Origin of the sequence: Microbacterium sp. MYb66 (genome assembly GCF_002979435.1) — a bacterium.
In the GTDB taxonomy this organism is placed as follows: Bacteria; Actinomycetota; Actinomycetes; order Actinomycetales; family Microbacteriaceae; genus Microbacterium.
Window position 1 is genome coordinate 59003 of sequence record NZ_PCOV01000001.1, and the last position, 16798, is coordinate 75800.

Sequence of the window (16798 nt, forward strand, 5' to 3'; positions counted from 1 at the left end):
GGTGACGCTTCTTCGCTAGCGTCCCTGACGCTTCTTGTACGGCTTCGGCTGTCCCTTCACCGCGGGAGTCCGGCCCTTGCCCTTCGACGCCTTCGCCTTGCCGCCGGCGGGCGCGGGAGCATTGCGCACCGGCTCCGGTGCTGCGGCGACCTCGGCCTTCGCCTCCACCAGGAGGAGTTCGCCGACGTGCGTCAGCCGTGTCGGTCCCTCGCGGTGGACGATGGGGTGCCCCACCTCGGCCTCGAGCTTGTCGATCGACGTGTACAGCGAGGCCAGGGGGATGCCGAGTCTCTCGGCCGCCCGAGGGAAGTGGAGCTCCTCCGCGAGGACGACGAAACGGCGGAGCAGAGAGATCTTCACGGTGGCCCTTCGACGGTTCGCACGGGATTGCGAGCACGCTCCAGGTTACGCGGTGCAGACAGACGGATGCCGCGACCGAGTCGGCCGCGGCATCCGGAAGCTCTTCGGTCAGGCGACCTGAGGCAGGACCGCGAAGGACACGGACCCTTCGTCGTCCACACCCGCGTCGAGGATCTTGTCATCGAGCGCGGCGACCGCCGACTCGTCGAGGAAGAGACGGGTGCCGGAGACCTCGACGACCTGGTCCTGAGGCTCCGGATCCGCGGTCACGAGCACGGCGAGACGCGCAGCGCCTTCGGCGCTCTGGGGTTCGGTCGAGTGGATGCGCAGGCCGGCATCCGGGGCATCGGTCTGACGACCGACGAGGGTCGTCACGATCGCGGTGGCGTTGTCGGTGAGGGTGAGCACGAGACTCTCCTTCCGGTTGGGGCATGCCGCGGTCGCGACATGTCCGGGCCACGATGCCTGACCTCGGCGAGGCTCTCAACCCCCTTGCGTGGATTCGGAGCAGGCTCTTACCCTGCTCCCAGCCGCTTGCGCAGAAACACCTGCTCGGTGCCGTCGCCGTCCGGGACCCGCTGATGCTCTGCGTAGCCGCACGACTCGTACAGGCGGAGGTTCGCCTCGCTCCGGCTCCCCGTGAACAGCTCGGCCTCGGGGGAGTCTGAGGCCTCCTCGGCGGCTTCCAGCAGCATCCGTCCGATCCCTTCCCCCTGCATGTCCGGGGCGATCGCGATCCGCCCGATCAGGAGCAGATCGTCCTGCTCCACGAAGCGGATGGCACCGACGAGGCGCCCGTCGATCCGCGCGGTGAAGCCGGATTCGGATCGGAGTTCCGCCTCCAGTTCGGGGAGGGTCTGAGTGAGGGGAGGCATGTCGACGCTTCCGTAGATCGCGGCTTCCGAGACGAACGCCGCGCGTTGCACGGTGAGCACCTCCCCGGCATCGGCGTCGCTGATCGGCGCGATGACGATCTCCGGTCGTGGGGTGTTCTGGTCATCGGTCATGATCCGCCTTTCCGTCCTCCGTCACGATCGAGCCTGTGCCGACGGGTGTCAACCCCCTCGGCACCGACCTCCCGTCGCGCTAGCGTCGGCCGCAGGAGGACACACCATGGCTGAAAGCAAGACGAACAAGAAGTCCGGCAGCTCGACGAAGGGCGCGGTCAAGACGACCAGGCAGCAGAACGCGGAGAAGGGCTTCACCGCCTCGGCGACGCTCGCGCGCAATCTGCAGGCGGTGCTGGTGGACCTGCTCGAACTCGCGCTGCAGGGAAAGCAGGCGCATTGGAACGTGGTGGGTCGGAACTTCCGCGACACGCACAGGCAGCTCGACGAGATCATCGACGACGCCCGGGCCTTCAGCGACACGATCGCCGAGCGGATGCGCGCACTCCACGCCGTCCCCGACGGGCGGAGTGGGACGATCGCGAAGACCACCACCCTTCCCGAGTTCCCCGCCGGTGAGGTGTCGACGACCGAGACGATCGACCTGGTGACCGAACGGCTCGAAGCGGCCGTCAGCACGATGAGAGACGTCCATGACGCCGTCGACGAAGAGGACCCGACCTCAGCCGATCTGCTCCACGCGGTGATCGAGCGCCTCGAGCAGTTCGCCTGGATGGTCAGCGCCGAGAACCGGAGCCCGGCGGGACGCTGAGCACCCTCGCACGTGCGGAGGCCGTGGTCAGTCGGCTGCGGCCCCGCTCATGCGCGGTCTGCCGCGCATGATGCGGGGGAGCGCCATCCACAGCGCCACGACGAGCACCAGTGCGGCGATGAGCGCGACGATCCCCGCCGCGCGGTTCACGGTGAAATCGACGATCAGCGTCGTCACGCCGATCGTCAGCGCACCGATGACGATCAGATCGATCCTGACGATGCGCGCGGCGATGCGCACGAGATCGGGCTTGCGACGGTGGCCGAAGAGCGCCCGGTGCATTCCCACCGGGGCGAGCGCCAGGATGGTGGCGATGGCCGCGAGAGCGACGAGGATGACGTACAGGTCGCGTTGGAGCGCGTCCATGTCCGTGAATCGCGGCTGGAAGGCGACGGCGAGCAGGAAGCCGGTGAGGATCTGCGTGCCGGTCTGCATGACGCGCAGCTCCTGCAGGAGTTCGTCCCAGTTGCGGTCCGCGCGTTCGTTCGCGGTCTCGTCTCGGCCGTCAGCACGGTCATCGACGTCGTGGTCGCCCCCAGGAAGATCCGATGTCATGATCTCAGTGTCGTTCCCGCGCTCCGATGATGTCCAGACTCTTGTACCGAAGGATCGAAAGAAGGCATGATGACGCTCCCGCCGCTTCGCGAATGGTGGTCCGAGCTGTCCGAGGACGGACGTCGCGCCGTCCTCGACGGCGACTCACCGCACCTCGATGAGGACGTGCGCGAGGAGATCAGGGTGATCACCGGCGCTGTCGTCGGGATGGTGGAGTCGCTGAGCGATGACGACCTCGACTACGCCCGCGCGCACGCCGAGGAGACGGACTGACGGTTCGCACCCTTCAGGTGCTGTCTCAGGCCCCGTCGGGCGCGGCCGAGGCGGGATTCTCCTCGCGCAGGCGCGGCTCGGTGCGTCGCTCAGGGCGCAGACCCGCCTTGTCCGCATAGAAGGCGCGGACCCGGTCCATGTCGGCCGCCACGTCGCCGGTCAGATCGATCGTCGGACCGAGCCCGGTCGTCATCGTGGTGCGGTCGACGAATCCGAGAGTCACCGGCATCCCCGTGGCGCGGGCGATCCGGTAGAAGCCCGACTTCCAGTACTCGTTGCCTCCGCGGGTGCCGTCCGGCGTGACGACCAGTCCGAAGACGGTTCCGTCGTGCACCTGACCGATCACGTCGTTCACCACACGCGCCGGGTCCGCGCGATCGACCGGGATGCCGCCGAGTCGGCGCATGATCGGACCGCGCCACCCGTGGAAGAGGCTGTTCTTGCCGAGCCAGTGCACGTCGATTCGCAGCTGCCAGGCGATCGCGAGCATCAGCACGAAGTCCCAGTTGGAGGTATGCGGAGCGCCCACCAGGACGGTGGGGCGCGTCGGCGCCGCCTCGCTCACGAGCGTCCAGCGGCTGAACGTCCAGTACACACGGGCGAGGAAACGTTTGAGCATCTGTCAACCGTAGGGGAGAACCGCCGTCGATCCACTGTCGGCGCCGTGCGAGAAGAGCACCGACGCCACTCCGTCCAGGCAGGCGTACGATCGAGGGATGACGAAAACGCAGCAGGAGCACAAGGAGCAGGAAGCGCCCGTCGGGCTGCAGCCGCTCCCGGACGCACTGAATCTGCTCGACGGCGATGCCGTCGGTTACTGCAGCAACGGCGTCTGCCACATTCCCGCGCCCAAGACGCAGTAAGCAGCAGACGCCGTCACGGCTGACCTTCGCGGGTCAGTGCCCGCCGTGGAAACCTTCGCCGGCATCGTCGGCCGGCTTCCGTACGAACGGGCTGAGTGCCACCGCCGCGAGCGAGATGATCGCCGCGATCAGGAACGCCATCCGCGCACCGGGAGCACCGGCCACCGCGCGGGACAGGCCCTCCTGCTCACCCGCGTGCAGGATGGCCGAATAGGTGACCGTCAGCAGGGCGACGCCGGCCGCCCCACCCACCTGCTGCAGCGTGTTCAACACGGCGGAACCGTGCGAGTACAGCGAGCGCTGGAGCGAACCGAGCGACGCGGAGAACAGCGGAGTGAACGACATCGCGAGTCCGACCGACATGGCCGCCTGCACGATGATCAGCACCCACCACACGGTGTGCTCGCCGACCGTGGAGTAGTAGAACAGTGCCGCCGACACCAGCATGGTCCCGGGAATCAGCAGCGGGCGGGTGCCGCGTGCGTCGTACACGCGCCCCATCACGGGGCCGAGCAGACCCATCAGCACCGAACCCGGGAGCAGGATCAGCCCGGACTCGAGCGCGTTGAGGCCCGCGACGTTCTGCAGGTACTGGGGGAGCAGGGTGAGCGTCCCGAACATCGACAGCGCCAGGATGGTCATGATGACCACCGAGAACGTGAAGTTGCTCGAGCGGAAGACACGCAGGTCCAGCAGGGCGTCGTCGACGCGCTGCAGCAGGAGCTGACGCCACACGAACAGAGCGAGGGACACCGCTCCGACGACCAGCGCGAGGATTCCCGTGGTCTCGCCGGACCCGCCCTCGCCGCCGAACTGGCTGAGACCGAACACGATTCCGCCGAAGCCGAGCGCGGCGAGCGGGATCGAGAGCACGTCGAGCGGGACGACGCGGGTCTCGCCGAGATTGGTCATCCACTTCACGCCCATGAAGAGGGCGATGAGCGCGATGGGCAGGATGATCGCGAACAGCGCCCGCCAGTTCAGGGTCTCGAGCACCGCACCCGCGAGGGTCGGGCCGATCGCCGGAGCGAGCGAGATCACGAGGCCGACGCGGCCCATCATCCGCCCGCGCGACTGCGGCGGGACGACGTTCATGATCGTCGTCATCAGCAGCGGCATCATGATGCCGGTACCGGCGGCCTGGATCACGCGGCCGACCAGCAGCACGCTGAATCCGGGTGCGACCATGGCGACGAGCGTGCCGAGGGAGAAGGCGATCATCGCGGCGATGAACACCTGACGGGTCGTGAACCGCTGCAGGATGAACCCGGTCGTCGGGATGACGACCGCCATCGTCAGCATGAACGCGCTCGTGAGCCACTGGCCCAGCTCGGGCGGGATGCCGAGATCGGCGTTCAGATGCGGGATCGCGATCCCCATCGTGGTCTCGTTGAGGATGGCGACGAAGGCGGCGACGAGCAGAAGCCAGATCACCCGCATGTCCTTGCGTGAGATCTCGCCTCCCGCCGGTGCGGGGGTCGTCGAGATGGAGCCGGTATCGACGGCAGACATGGGCGGCCTCCAGGGCGAAGAAAAATGGAAATCGCGAGAGTTCGCAAGAGTCCTTCAGCGTAACGGCAGCCGCCGACATTTCATTCCGAACTCACAGAAATCCGCTGACGGCAGACGGCTGGTCAAGGATGTCCTCGCGGCTGAGTACGCTGGCGCCATGAGCATGGGCGGCGGCATGGGTGGCGGAGGACGGGGCGGCGGTTTCCGCGGCGTCGACGAGGACGCGCAGCGGAAGCTGAACGCCGAGGCGCCACGGATCAGCGGCCTCGGCGCGCGTGTGGTCTCTCTGTTCCGCGCCTATCGGTGGCGCATCTTCTTCACGGGGATCCTCGTCGTCGTCGGCGCCGCGATCGCCGTCATCCCGCCGCTGATCGTCCAGCGCATCTTCGACGACGCGCTGTTCCCCGTCGCCGGGGGAGGACCGCACCTCGAGCTGCTCGCCTGGCTCGTCGCCGGGATGGTCGGGCTCTTCCTGATATCCGCGGTGCTCGGTGTGGCGCAGACCTGGCTGACCTCCACCGTCGGAAACAGCGTCACGGGCGATCTGCGGGTGCGGCTCTTCGAGCATCTCCAGGCGATGGAGCTCGGATTCTTCACGCGCACCAAGACCGGGGTGATCCAATCCCGCCTGCAGAACGACGTCGGCGGCGTCTCCGGAGTGCTGACCAACACCGTCACGAGCATCCTCGGCAACGTGGTCACGGTCATCGCCTCTCTCGTCGCGATGATCCTGATCGACTGGCGCCTGACGCTGATCGCGGTGATCATGATGCCGTTCCTGATCTTCGTCCAGCGTCGGGTAGGACAGGTCCGCGCTCGGATCGCGGGGGAGACGCAGGAGTCGCTCTCCGAGCTCACCTCGATCACGCAGGAGACGCTGAGCGTCTCGGGGATGCTGCTGTCGAAGGCGTTCAACCGTCAGCGCACGGAGTCGGAGCGCTACCAGGCGGAGAACCGCAACCAGGTCACGCTGCAGGTGCGCAGGGCGATGAGCGGTCAGGGCTTCTTCGCGGTGGTCCAGGTGCTGATGGCCAGCGTGCCGGCGGTCATCTACCTCGTCTCGGGCTATCTGATCGCCGGGGGCACCGGTGCGATCACCGCAGGAACGGTCGTCGCCTTCACCACGGTGCAGGCGCGACTGCTGATGCCGTTGATGGGACTCATGCGGGTCTCCCTCGACCTGCAGACGTCGTCGGCGCTGTTCGCGCGCATCTTCGAGTACCTCGACCTCGTCCCGGAGATCGAGGACGCGCCGGAGGCGATCACGGTCGACGAAGCGCCGGGACCCCGCGGACGCATCGAGTTCGCAGACGTGGTCTTCCGCTACCCGGATGCCTCGGTGGACGCTCGCCCGACGCTGGACGGCGTGTCGTTCGTCGCGGAGCCCGGGCAGCACGTCGCGTTCGTCGGCCCCTCGGGCGCGGGCAAGACCACGATCCTGTATCTGGCGCCGCGTCTCTACGAAGCCAAGGGCGGGGCCGTGCTGTTCGCCGGCGCCGACGTGCGTGCGCTCACGCAGGAGTCGATCATCGACCACGTCGGGATCGTCTCGCAGGAGACCTACCTGTTCCACGCCACCGTCCGCGAGAATCTCCGCTACGCCAAGCCGGATGCGACCGAGGAAGAGCTGATCGCGGCGTGCACGGCGGCGAACATCCACCACATCATCGCCGGGTTCGAGCACGGCTATGACACGGTGGTCGGCGAGCGAGGCTACCGGCTCTCCGGCGGCGAGAAGCAGCGCATCGCGATCGCCCGCGTGCTGCTGAAGGATCCTCCCGTGCTGCTGCTCGACGAGGCCACCTCGGCGCTGGACACGGTGTCGGAGCGCGTGGTCCAGGAGGCGCTCGACGAGGCGGCGAAAGGACGCACGACCCTGTCGATCGCGCACCGGCTCTCGACGGTCATGGGCGCCGACGTCATCCACGTCATCGAGGCGGGTCGCATCGTCGAGTCGGGCACCCATCCCGAGCTCCTCGCCCTGGGTGGGCTGTACGCCGAGCTCGCGGCCCAGCAGGTCGCGGCGTCGCGTGTGCTCGATACCGAGGCGGCCGTGGAAGAGGCCGTGACCGGTGGGGCACGCCCCGCGCTGGCAGACCGCCGTGCCGATCGGGCGCCCGTCGACTCCGCGGGGGCCGACGCCGTCGCGGCCATCACCGCCGCGGTGCCGCTGCTCGCCGAGCCTCGTCCGGACGAGCGGGTCTATCCGCCGGAGCCGTGACCGGCGGCATCCGGTCTCAGTGCACCGAGAGCCCGCCGTCGACGAACAGCGAGTGGCCGGTGACATAGCTCGAGCCCGCGCCGGCGAGGAAGACCGCGGCGCCGGCGAAGTCGCTCGGCAGACCGTTGCGCCCGATCATCGTGCGTGCGGCGAGCTCGGCGATCTTCTCGGGGTCCTCCTGCAGGCGGGCGTTCAGGGGGGTGAGCACGAATCCGGGCACCAGCGTGTTGCTCGTCACCCCGGTACCGCCCCATGCCTCGGCTTCGGAGCGCATCAGCGACTCGACCGCGCCCTTGGAAGCGCCGTACACACCGCTGCCGACGAAGGCGCGGTGGGCCTGCTGGGAGCTGATGTGGATCAGCCTGCCGTAGCCGCGCTCCGCCATACCCTGCGCATAGCGCTGGCCGAGCAGGAACGGCGCGAGAGCGTTGACGGTCATCGTCGCGTCCCAGTCGTCTTCGGTGATCTCCGGGAACGGCGGGCGGATGTTGATGCCTGCGGAGTTCACCAGGATGTCGGGCTCCCCGAAGGGCTCGGCTGCGGCTGCGGCGACGGCGCGGATACCGGGGCGCGTGCTCAGATCGCCGACGACACCGGCAGCGCGGCATCCGTGCGCACGCAGCTCGTCGACCGTCTCCCGGACGCGCTCCTCGCCCCGTGCGACGATCACGGTCGCTGCTCCGGCACGGGCGAGTGCGGTGGCGATGCCGCGACCGATGCCGGAGCTGCCGCCGGTCACGACCGCGGTGCGACCGTCGAGGGAGAAGAGCGATGCAAGGTAGTCGTCCATGCGTGTCATCGGGCCATTCGTCAGGGGTTCCGGGTCACCACGCGAGCGCGGCGGCGATCGCGGGGTCGGGGGCGGCATCGGAGAACTCGGGGAGCGCCCTCAGCTCGTCGATGAACGTGTGGACCTCGGCGGCGTACGCGGGATCGATGTGGGTGCGAGCGATCTCGAGGAGGGGCGCGACGTCCATCGCGAGGATCAGCTCCAGGCGTGCGGTGACCGCGGCGTGGGCTCCGGCCTCGTGCAGCACGCCGATCCCGCCGCGGAGTGCAGCGAGGTAGTCGCGCAGCACGGGAAGCTGCGCCTTGCTCTGCGTGATCGAGGTGCCGTCGGCGCGGAGTCGCCACTCGACGACGGCGTCGGGGATCACGTCGAAGGCATGTGCTCGGGTGTACATCTGCTGCGCGACCACCTGGTCCTCGTAGGCCACGCCTTCGGGGAAGCGGAGATCGTGCCAGAACGCGGTGCGGCTCACCTTCGACCACGCGACGATGTTGGACACCGCGTTCGGATGCGCGGCGAGCGTGGTGCCGAACCGCTCCGGAGCGGTCGCCGCCGCCACCCACGGTTGCACGCGACCGGCGACGTAGACGTCGTCCTGCAATCGCGAGCGCACGTAGGCGCCCGCCACGAAATCGCTTCCGGTCTGCTCGAGCGTGCCGGTGAGGCGGCCGAGTGCTGCCGGGCGGAGCTCATCGTCGCCGTCGAGGAACCCGAGGTACGGAGTGTCGACCAGGTCGAGGCCGACGTTCCGAGCGGCGCCCAGGCCGCGCGACGCCTCGTGGCGGATCACGGAGAAGCGTCGATCCGCGGTCGCGGCGGCATCGAAGATCACTCCCGTGTCATCCGTCGAGCCGTCGTCGATGAGGATCGCGCGCCATCGCGTCTCGGTCTGCGCACGCAGTGAATCGAGGGCCGCCGGGGCGAACGCGGCGATGTCGCGTCCGGGGACGATCAGCGTCACGATCGGGGCGGATGCAGTCACCAGCCGAGTCTACGGCCGCCGCTCAGCCCCGGGCCGCGCGCACCGACTCCGTGACGAGCGCTGCGAGCCGGCCCGGTGCATCCTCGGGCAGCGGCTCCCGCCCGAAGGTGAACCGGACGGAGGTCTGAGCCACTTCGGCAGGCACCCCGCAGGCCAGCAGCACATGGGAGGGGTCATCGCTGCCCGCGGCGCAGGCGGAGCCGCTGGACGAGATGACGCCGCGGCGCTCCAGCTCCAGCAGCACGGATTCCCCGCTGATACCGGCGAAGGTGAAGCTCGCCGTACCGGGCAGGCGGTGGACGGGATCACCCGTGAGCGCCGCCTCGGGGACGGCGTCCAGGACCAGGGCGATGAACCGGGCCGTGGCGGAGCCGACCCCGGCCACGGCGGCCTCCCGTTCCCGCTCGGACATCTCCAGCGCGGTGGCGAGTGCCACGGCTCCGGCGACGTTCTCGGTGCCGGAGCGTCGTCCGCGTTCCTGGCCGCCGCCGTGCAGCAGAGGCTCGACGGGCACCCGCCCGCGCACGGCCAGAGCACCGATGCCCTTGGGTGCGCCGAGCTTATGCCCGGCGATCGACACGGCATCCGCACCCAGCTCGCGCAGCGGGAGCCACCCTGCGGACTGCACCGCGTCGAGGTGCAGCGGAACTCCGGACGCTCTGGTGACGGCTCCCAGGGCCGCCGCGTCCTGGACCGTGCCGATCTCGTTGTTCGCGTGTCCGATCGAGACGAGCGCCGTGTCCTCCCTGATCGCCGCGGCGAGAGCGTCCGGCGAGATCCGACCTCTCGAGTCCACTGCCGGCGCCGTCACGTCGACCGAGTGGAACCGCCGGAGGTAGTCCGCGGACTCCAGGATCGACTCGTGCTCGATCGGCGACACCACGAGGTGCTTCCGACCGGACTCGAGCGCTGCGAGAACGATGCCCTTGACGGCGAGGTTGTTCGCCTCGGTGCCGCCCGCAGTGAACACCACGTCTCCGGTGCGCATCCCGAGGACCCGCGCGACCCGAGCCCTGGCATCGTCGAGAGCGCTCGCCGCGGCCTCGCCTGCCGTGTGGTGGCTCGACGGGTTTCCGAAGACGCCCGTGAGATACGGAGCCATCGCCGACAGCACCTCCGGCCGAACCGGGGATGTCGCGGCGTGGTCGAGGTACAGCACGGTGTTCAGTCGATCCGCAGGTCGAGGCCCAGGTCGAGGGCGCGCGCGGAGTGGGTCAGCGCCCCGACCGAGATCACGTCGACGCCGGTGCGGGCGATCTCCCCGACGGTATCGATGCTCACGCCCCCGGAAGCTTCGACCGTCGCCCGACCGTCGATCAGGGCGACGCCCGCGCGCAGGTCGTCGAGCGAGAAGTTGTCGAGCAGCACCGTGTGCGCACCCCCGTCGAGGACCGCCGGGATCTGGTCGAGACGGTCCACCTCCACCACCACGTGCGTCGTGTGCGGCAGCCGCGACAGCGCCTCACGGAGTGCGGTCGCGAGGTCGAGTCCGGAGCGCGTGAGCACGGCGAGGTGGTTGTCCTTCGCCATCACGGCGTCGGACAGCGAGTAGCGGTGGTTGCGGCCGCCGCCGGACTCGACGGCATGCCGCTCGAAGGCCCGCAGTCCCGGGGTCGTCTTGCGGGTGTCGGCGATGCGCGCACCCGTGCCTTCGATCGCGGCGACATACGCGGCGGTCAGGGTCGCGATGCCACTCATCCGCTGCGAGAAGTTCAGGGCGACCCGCTCGGCGGTGAGGATGCTGCGCGCCGAGCCGGAGACGGAGGCGAGGACGTCGCCCGCCGCGAACTCATCGCCGTCGCCGACGTGCAGGTCCACCGCGAGCTCCGGGTCGGTGAGGCTGAAGGCGGCGGCGAAGACGTCCCCTCCGCTGAACACTCCGGCTTCGCGAGCCACGAGGTCGGCGGTGGCCGTGGCGTCGGCCGGCAGCAGCGTCGTACTGGTGAGGTCGCCCCACGGGGCGTCTTCTTCCAGGGCGGCGCCGACGACGCGGGTGAGGGTGGCGCGGGTGAGCATCAGACGGACTCCAGGATCGATGAGGGGACGCGTGTCGGCGGGGCGTCCGTGAGCGGCGGCGCATCGACACGATGATGGGCGCCGACCGAAGCGGTGCGGTTCAGGGCCGCGAGGGTCGTGGCTTCGGCGAGCAGCAGCAGGTTCGCGTCTTCGTGCTCGGCGATCGTCTTCGGCGCGGCGGCGATGGCGGCCCAGTCGCGGAGCCTGCCGAGAGCGCGGGACAGTCCCTCGTCGGTCCGCAGCAGGCCGACCTCGTCCCACAGCAGCCGCTGCAGCGCCGCACGCGAGAACGCGGATGGGCCTGAGGTCGCCTGCTCGGGTCGCGCCTGTGCGCGGTCGAGAGGAGGAAGGAGCTGCGCTGCGGACGCGCGCGGCCCGACGTCTTCAGGGGGCGTGGCCAGGGCAGACGCCGCACGGGCGCCGAAGACGGCGCCTTCGAGCAGCGAGTTGGAGGCGAGCCGGTTGGCACCGTGCACTCCTGTGCGAGCGACCTCGCCCACCGCGAAGAGTCCGGGGATCGAGGAGCGGCCGTCGAGATCGGTGACCACCCCGCCCATCGAATAGTGCGCCGCCGGCGTCACCGGGATGGGTTCACGGGACCAGTCGAATCCGCGCTCCCGTGTGACGCGGTCGATCGTCGGGAATCGTGCGGCCAGGGTCTCGGCACCGAGCATCGTGGCATCGAGGCGCACGGGGGAGCCCTGAGCCGCGGCCTGGCGTGCGATCGCACGGGACACGACGTCCCGCGGGGCGAGCTCGCCGTCCGGATGGCTGTCGAACGCGAACCGACGGCCCTCGTCGTCGATCAGTGTGGCGCCCTCGCCGCGCACGGCTTCGGAGATCAGGAACGCCGGTCCTGCCGCGAGGATCGTGGGATGGAACTGGACGAACTCCAGATCGGCGACTGCAGCGCCCGCACGCAGCGCTGCGGCGATGCCGTCGCCGGTGGTGCCGAGGGGATTCGTCGTGTGCGCGTAGAGATGGCCGGCGCCGCCGGTCGCGAGGATCACGGCATCGGCGGCGAGGTCGGAATCCGCCCGGTCGATCAGCAGGCGAACTCCGCGCGCCCTGCCCTGCTCGACGACCACATCCGTCAGCAGGGCCTCCTCGACCACGATGATCGGGGTGCGCCGGACGGCGGCGACGAGCGCGGCGGAGATCGCGGCCCCCGTGGCATCCCCGCCCGCATGCACGATGCGGGCGTGGCGGTGCGCGGCCTCGCGTCCGAGCTGCAGAGCGCCGTCGGGTGCCCGGTCGAAAGCGACGCCCCGAGCGATCAGCTCCGCGATCCGTGCCGCGGCATCCGTGACGAGAGCCTGTACGGCATCCGGGTCGGAGAGCCCGGCACCGGCATCCATCGTGTCGGCGGCATGCAGCGCTGCCGAGTCGTCGGGGCCGTAGATCCCGGCGACGCCGCCCTGCGCGAGCGCGGTGCATCCGTCGCCGAGAGCGCCCTTGGTGACGATCGTCACGACGTGGCCGGCCTCGTGGGCGTGGAGCGCCGCGGTGAGGCCGGCGATCCCCGATCCGACGACGACGACCTTCATCGCGCTCCTGCGGTCACCGGCGGCTTCGCCGCCAGCATCCGCTCCAGCGCCACGCGCGCCGGGTCGGCGACGTCGGCGGACACCGTGATCCGGTTCGGCGTGCGGCCGGCGACGAGCTCCTCGAGCACCCAGGCGAGGTAGCCGGGGTGGATGCGGTACATCGTCGAGCACGGGCAGACGACCGGGTCCAGACAGAAGATCTCGTGCTGCGGGTACTGCGCCGCGAGGCGTCGCACCAGGTTGATCTCGGTGCCGACGGCGAAGGTGGTGGGCTCGGTCGCCGCATCGATGGCGCGTCGGATGTACTCGGTGGAGCCGGCTTCATCGGCGGCGTCGACGACCTCCATCGGGCATTCGGGGTGCACGATGACCCGCACACCGGGGTGATCGGCGCGAGCCTGGTCGATCTGGCCGACGGTGAAGCGTCGGTGCACGGAGCAGAAACCGTGCCACAGGATCACGCGGGAGTCGGAGAGCTCGGCGGCCGATGAACCACCGAGCGGGCGCCGCGGATTCCACATCGGCATCTGCTCGAGCGGGACGCCCATCGCCTTCGCCGTGTTGCGTCCGAGGTGCTGGTCGGGGAAGAACAGCACGCGCTGTCCGCGCTCGAACGCCCACTCGAGGACGGTCTGCGCGTTGGACGAGGTGCACACGATCCCGCCGTGCCGCCCGACGAAGCCCTTGATCGCCGCCGAGGAGTTCATGTACGTGACGGGGATCACGGGGACGCGCCCCTCGGTATCGGGGGTGTCGAGGTCTCCGAGCACCTCGGCGAGCTGCTCCCAGCACTCCTCGACCTGGTCGATGTCGGCCATGTCGGCCATGGAGCATCCGGCGGCGAGGTTGGGCAGGATGACGGCCTGCTCCGGACCGGAGAGCAGGTCGGCGGTCTCGGCCATGAAGTGCACGCCGCAGAACACGATCGCCTCCGCATCCGCGCGGCCCTTCGCCGCGGTCGCGAGCTGGAACGAGTCGCCGACGTAGTCCGCGTGCTGCACGACCTCTTCGCGCTGGTAGAAGTGGCCCAGGATCACGACGCGGTCTCCGAGCGTCGCCTTCGCCGCGCGGATGCGCTCATCGAGCTCGTCCTCGCCGGCCTCCCGATACGCAGCGGGAAGCTCGCCCTGACGCGGAGAGCCCGTCGGGATGACGTCGCCCATCGATGAACCCGGCCCGTAGCCCGGTCGTGCGTCGAAGTCCCAGGGGCCCGCGGCGAGGTCGGTGGCGCAGGTGGCGTCGGTCGACGCTCCGCTGACGATCGCCTGGATCGCGTGGTCGACCGAGGCATCCAGCGGCGGGACGGCGGGAGCGGGTACGAAGGTGATGCTCATCGGGTGCTCGTTTCTTCGGGACCGAGCGGGCCGCGATCGGCCAGCTCGACATCGGTGTTGTCGCGGTACAGACGTGCAGGGCGGTGGCTTCCGGTGCGGAAGCGATCGGTGGGGAGCAGGTTGCCCGCGGCCTCGACCTGGCGGCGGAAGTTGGCGGGATCGAGGCTCCGCCCGAGGATCGACTCGTACGCCTCTCGCAGCTCGGCGAGCGTGAACTCCTCAGGGAGGAAGCCCTGGGCGACCCGGCTGTAGCCGACTTTGTTGCGCAGCCGCCACAGGGCGTACTCGATGATCTGGGCGTGATCGAACGCCAGCTGCGGCAGCTCGTCGATGTCGAACCACCGCACGTTCTCCGGAGCGTGACCGGATGCGCGGTGGGCGGCGCTCTGCGCTCTCACGTCGTCCTGCCGCAGAAGTGCCCAGTACACGATCGACACGACGCGGGTGGGGGAGCGGTCGACCGCCCCGAAGGCGTAGAGCTGTTCCAGGTAGCTGGGGGCGAGGCCCGTCGTCTCGGCGAGCGTGCGCGCCGCGGCGTCGACGGGCGATTCGGCGGGCGTGAGCCAACCGCCGGGGAGCGCCCACTGCTCTGAGAAGGGCTCACGCGTGCGCAGCACGAGGGGCAGGGCGAGGAGCGCGCGCCCTTCTTCCGTGCGTCGCAGCGTCAGGATGACCGTCGAGACGGCGACCCGGATGCCCTTGCTTTGAGTCATTAGTACCTTATCCTCTCCTGGACGATCTTAGTGTCATCGAGACCCTTAGTGCGCGCAGATGACGCGAATCGGCGTTGAGTCCGAAACGTTATCTGGGGAGCGGAGGGAGTCTTGTCCACCGAGGCAGGGTTTGTTAGGTTACTGTCCTAACAAACCCCTCGAGCGTGACCCTCCGGTCATCTCCGGGGGTCCACGAACCCCATCACCCGGGGTTCTGCCCCATCCGGGGCGATCCCTCCTGCAGTGCAGCACCGAGAGGAAACAACAGAAATGATCCGTAACGGAAGGCGCAAGATTGCGCTCACCGCGGTTGCCGGAGCATCCGTCCTCGCCCTGGGCCTCACCGCCTGCGGCGGCGGCAGCGACAGCGGCAACGCCGACGGCGACCGGGCCCTGCGAGTCTGGGCCGGCAGCCAGACCCCGATCACCGCGAACTACAACCCCTTCGCGCCGACCGTGCTCCATGGCGCGCTCGGACCGATCTACGAGCCGCTGTTCTTCTACAACAAGACGGCGGACTCCGAGCCCATCGGCCTGATCGGCGACTCGTTCGAGTACAACGAGGACGGCACGGTGATCACCATCACCATCAAGCCCGACCTCAAGTGGAGCGACGGTGAGCCGCTCACCGCCGAGGACGTGGCGTTCTCCTTCAACTACGAAGCCAACAACCCCGAGGGCAACGGTCTCGTCTCGGCGGAGGCCACCGACGACACCACGGTTGTCCTGACCTATTCGTCGGCGCAGTACACGACCGAGTTCCAGCGCCTCGGCTCGACCTACATCCTCCCCGAGCACATCTGGGCCGATGTCACCGACTTCGCGAACTTCGAGAACGAGGAGCCGGTCGGATCCGGCGCCTACGTCGTCGACAAGACCACGAGCGAGTCGTACACCCTCGTCGCGAACGAGAACTTCCGCGATGCGGACAAGCTCGGCATCAAGAAGGTGCAGTACATCGCGGTCGACAACAACCAGACCGCACAGGACCTGCTCGCCGCCGGCAAGCTCGACTGGGCGGGCATGTTCATCCCGAACCCGGACGACGTGACCTCCAACGGCAAGATCGACTGGATCAACACGCCGCAGGACCCGACGGTGCTGTACACCTGCTCCAACGCCGAGCTCGGGTGCACCGGACCGCAGACCGATGTGGCCGTGCGCCAGGCGCTCAACGTCGCGATCGACCGCGCCACCATCAAGGACAAGGCGTTCGTCGGCATGACGGGCGACATCTCGCCCGCCTACACGCTGCTCCCGCGTGACGAGAAGTGGCTCGCGGACCCCGCGAACGCCGTCAGCCCGCAGGAGGCGAACGTGGCGGAGGCCGAGTCGATCCTCGAGGCCGCCGGCTACACGAAGGGCTCGAGCGGCATCTACGAGAAGGGCGGCGTGCCGGTCGAGCTGACGCTCACCTCGGTCGACGGCTGGACCGACTACAACGACGCCGCGAAGCTGATCGCCGAGCAGGCGGAGGCGGCCGGCATCAAGATCACGACGTCGACCGTGCAGTGGCAGGAGTTCTCCGACTCGCGTCAGGGCGGCGACTACCAGCTGATCGTCGGCGGTGTCATCGGCACCTCCGTCGCGGACCCGTTCCAGATCTACCGCGACTGGTTCGGCGGCACCGCCGTCGAGTCCACGAGCCCGGTCGGCACCGAGATCCCCGCCGGTCGCTGGAACTTCAGCCGCTACAGCAACCCGACGGTCGACGCCGCCATCCAGGCCGCGGTCAGCACGAACGACGAAGCGACGAAGAAGGAGCTGTACGCGACGATCCAGACCGAGATCGTCCGTGACCTGCCCTACATCCCGCTCGTCGTCAACGCGACGCAGACCTTCTACAACACGCAGGACTACACGGGCTGGCCGACCGAGGACGACCTCTACGCCTTCCCGCCGTCCTGGGGCGCGATCGCGGCAGGGTACGTCCTGACGCAGCTGCAGCCGGCCAAGTAAGCGGAGAGGAGTCG

General features: G+C 69.2%; 18 protein-coding genes. 5 read left to right on the plus strand and 13 right to left on the minus strand.

Annotated elements, in window-relative coordinates; translation table 11 throughout:
- Window positions 1-15 precede the first annotated feature (15 nt).
- The 3 genes from CQ045_RS00300 to CQ045_RS00310 form a co-directional block, all read right to left on the minus strand.
- A complete protein-coding gene (locus CQ045_RS00300; RefSeq protein ID WP_105720713.1) occupies window positions 16-360 on the minus strand; it encodes a LysR family transcriptional regulator in 345 nt (114 codons plus the stop codon).
- Between the two features lie 108 nt (window positions 361-468).
- Window positions 469-768, minus strand: coding sequence for a Fe-S cluster assembly protein HesB (locus CQ045_RS00305; RefSeq protein WP_105720714.1), 300 nt, complete (start codon window positions 766-768; stop codon window positions 469-471).
- A gap of 107 nt (window positions 769-875) precedes the next feature.
- Window positions 876-1367 carry a GNAT family N-acetyltransferase gene (locus CQ045_RS00310; protein ID WP_105720715.1) on the minus strand — a complete coding sequence of 164 codons (492 nt, stop codon included), beginning with the start codon at window positions 1365-1367 and terminating at the stop codon, window positions 876-878.
- A 106-nt stretch (window positions 1368-1473) separates the two neighbouring features.
- Here CQ045_RS00310 and CQ045_RS00315 point away from each other — a divergent pair, with 106 nt between their 5' ends.
- The gene (locus tag CQ045_RS00315; protein WP_105720716.1) at window positions 1474-2019 is read left to right on the plus strand and encodes a Dps family protein; all 546 of its coding nucleotides are present in this window, start codon (window positions 1474-1476) and stop codon (window positions 2017-2019) included.
- 27 nt (window positions 2020-2046) lie between these two features.
- On the opposite strand, the gene CQ045_RS00320 is transcribed toward CQ045_RS00315, so the two are convergent.
- A complete protein-coding gene (locus tag CQ045_RS00320) occupies window positions 2047-2574 on the minus strand; it encodes a DUF6328 family protein (protein ID WP_105720717.1) in 528 nt (175 codons plus the stop codon).
- A 66-nt stretch (window positions 2575-2640) separates the two neighbouring features.
- On the opposite strand from CQ045_RS00320, the gene CQ045_RS00325 reads away from it, so the two are divergent.
- Window positions 2641-2847, plus strand: coding sequence for a hypothetical protein (locus CQ045_RS00325; protein WP_105720718.1), 207 nt, complete (start codon window positions 2641-2643; stop codon window positions 2845-2847).
- A gap of 25 nt (window positions 2848-2872) precedes the next feature.
- Here the strand turns inward: CQ045_RS00325 and CQ045_RS00330 are convergent, their stop codons facing one another.
- On the minus strand, window positions 2873-3466 hold the full coding sequence (locus tag CQ045_RS00330; RefSeq protein ID WP_105720719.1) for a 1-acyl-sn-glycerol-3-phosphate acyltransferase: 594 nt from the start codon (window positions 3464-3466) through the stop codon (window positions 2873-2875).
- 97 nt (window positions 3467-3563) lie between these two features.
- On the opposite strand from CQ045_RS00330, the gene CQ045_RS18705 reads away from it, so the two are divergent.
- Complete coding sequence (locus CQ045_RS18705; RefSeq protein WP_181156393.1) at window positions 3564-3710, plus strand: hypothetical protein; 147 nt, start codon at window positions 3564-3566, stop codon at window positions 3708-3710.
- A 33-nt stretch (window positions 3711-3743) separates the two neighbouring features.
- Here the strand turns inward: CQ045_RS18705 and CQ045_RS00335 are convergent, their stop codons facing one another.
- Window positions 3744-5222, minus strand: a complete 1479-nt coding sequence (locus CQ045_RS00335) for an MDR family MFS transporter (protein ID WP_105720720.1) — start codon at window positions 5220-5222, stop codon at window positions 3744-3746.
- 163 nt (window positions 5223-5385) lie between these two features.
- Here CQ045_RS00335 and CQ045_RS00340 point away from each other — a divergent pair, with 163 nt between their 5' ends.
- Entirely contained in the window at window positions 5386-7443 is a 2058-nt protein-coding gene (locus CQ045_RS00340) for an ABC transporter ATP-binding protein (protein ID WP_105721319.1), read from the plus strand.
- A gap of 16 nt (window positions 7444-7459) precedes the next feature.
- Here CQ045_RS00340 and CQ045_RS00345 read toward each other — a convergent pair whose 3' ends face one another.
- The 7 genes from CQ045_RS00345 to CQ045_RS00375 are packed head-to-tail and all read right to left on the minus strand — an operon-like array spanning window position 7460 to window position 14825.
- Complete coding sequence (locus tag CQ045_RS00345; protein ID WP_258130827.1) at window positions 7460-8242, minus strand: SDR family NAD(P)-dependent oxidoreductase; 783 nt, start codon at window positions 8240-8242, stop codon at window positions 7460-7462.
- Window positions 8243-8267: 25 nt separating this feature from the next.
- Window positions 8268-9215 carry a glycosyltransferase family 2 protein gene (locus CQ045_RS00350; RefSeq protein WP_105720721.1) on the minus strand — a complete coding sequence of 316 codons (948 nt, stop codon included), beginning with the start codon at window positions 9213-9215 and terminating at the stop codon, window positions 8268-8270.
- Window positions 9216-9237: 22 nt separating this feature from the next.
- Window positions 9238-10374 (minus strand): cysteine desulfurase family protein, encoded by a 1137-nt coding sequence (locus CQ045_RS00355; protein WP_105720722.1) that lies wholly within the window; start codon window positions 10372-10374, stop codon window positions 9238-9240.
- Between the two features lie 5 nt (window positions 10375-10379).
- The gene (nadC, locus tag CQ045_RS00360) at window positions 10380-11231 is read right to left on the minus strand and encodes a carboxylating nicotinate-nucleotide diphosphorylase (RefSeq protein ID WP_105720723.1); all 852 of its coding nucleotides are present in this window, start codon (window positions 11229-11231) and stop codon (window positions 10380-10382) included.
- Window positions 11231-12778, minus strand: a complete 1548-nt coding sequence (gene nadB / locus CQ045_RS00365) for an L-aspartate oxidase (protein WP_105720724.1) — start codon at window positions 12776-12778, stop codon at window positions 11231-11233. Before nadB ends, nadC begins: the two co-directional genes overlap by 1 nt.
- Window positions 12775-14112, minus strand: a complete 1338-nt coding sequence (nadA, locus tag CQ045_RS00370; RefSeq protein ID WP_105720725.1) for a quinolinate synthase NadA — start codon at window positions 14110-14112, stop codon at window positions 12775-12777. Before nadA ends, nadB begins: the two co-directional genes overlap by 4 nt.
- Complete coding sequence (locus tag CQ045_RS00375) at window positions 14109-14825, minus strand: NUDIX domain-containing protein (RefSeq protein ID WP_105720726.1); 717 nt, start codon at window positions 14823-14825, stop codon at window positions 14109-14111. The genes nadA and CQ045_RS00375 overlap by 4 nt, the downstream gene beginning before the upstream one ends.
- 270 nt (window positions 14826-15095) lie before the next feature.
- Between CQ045_RS00375 and CQ045_RS00380 the strand changes: the two genes are divergently transcribed.
- Entirely contained in the window at window positions 15096-16784 is a 1689-nt protein-coding gene (locus tag CQ045_RS00380; RefSeq protein ID WP_105720727.1) for an ABC transporter substrate-binding protein, read from the plus strand.
- The last annotated feature ends 14 nt before the right edge of the window (window positions 16785-16798 follow it).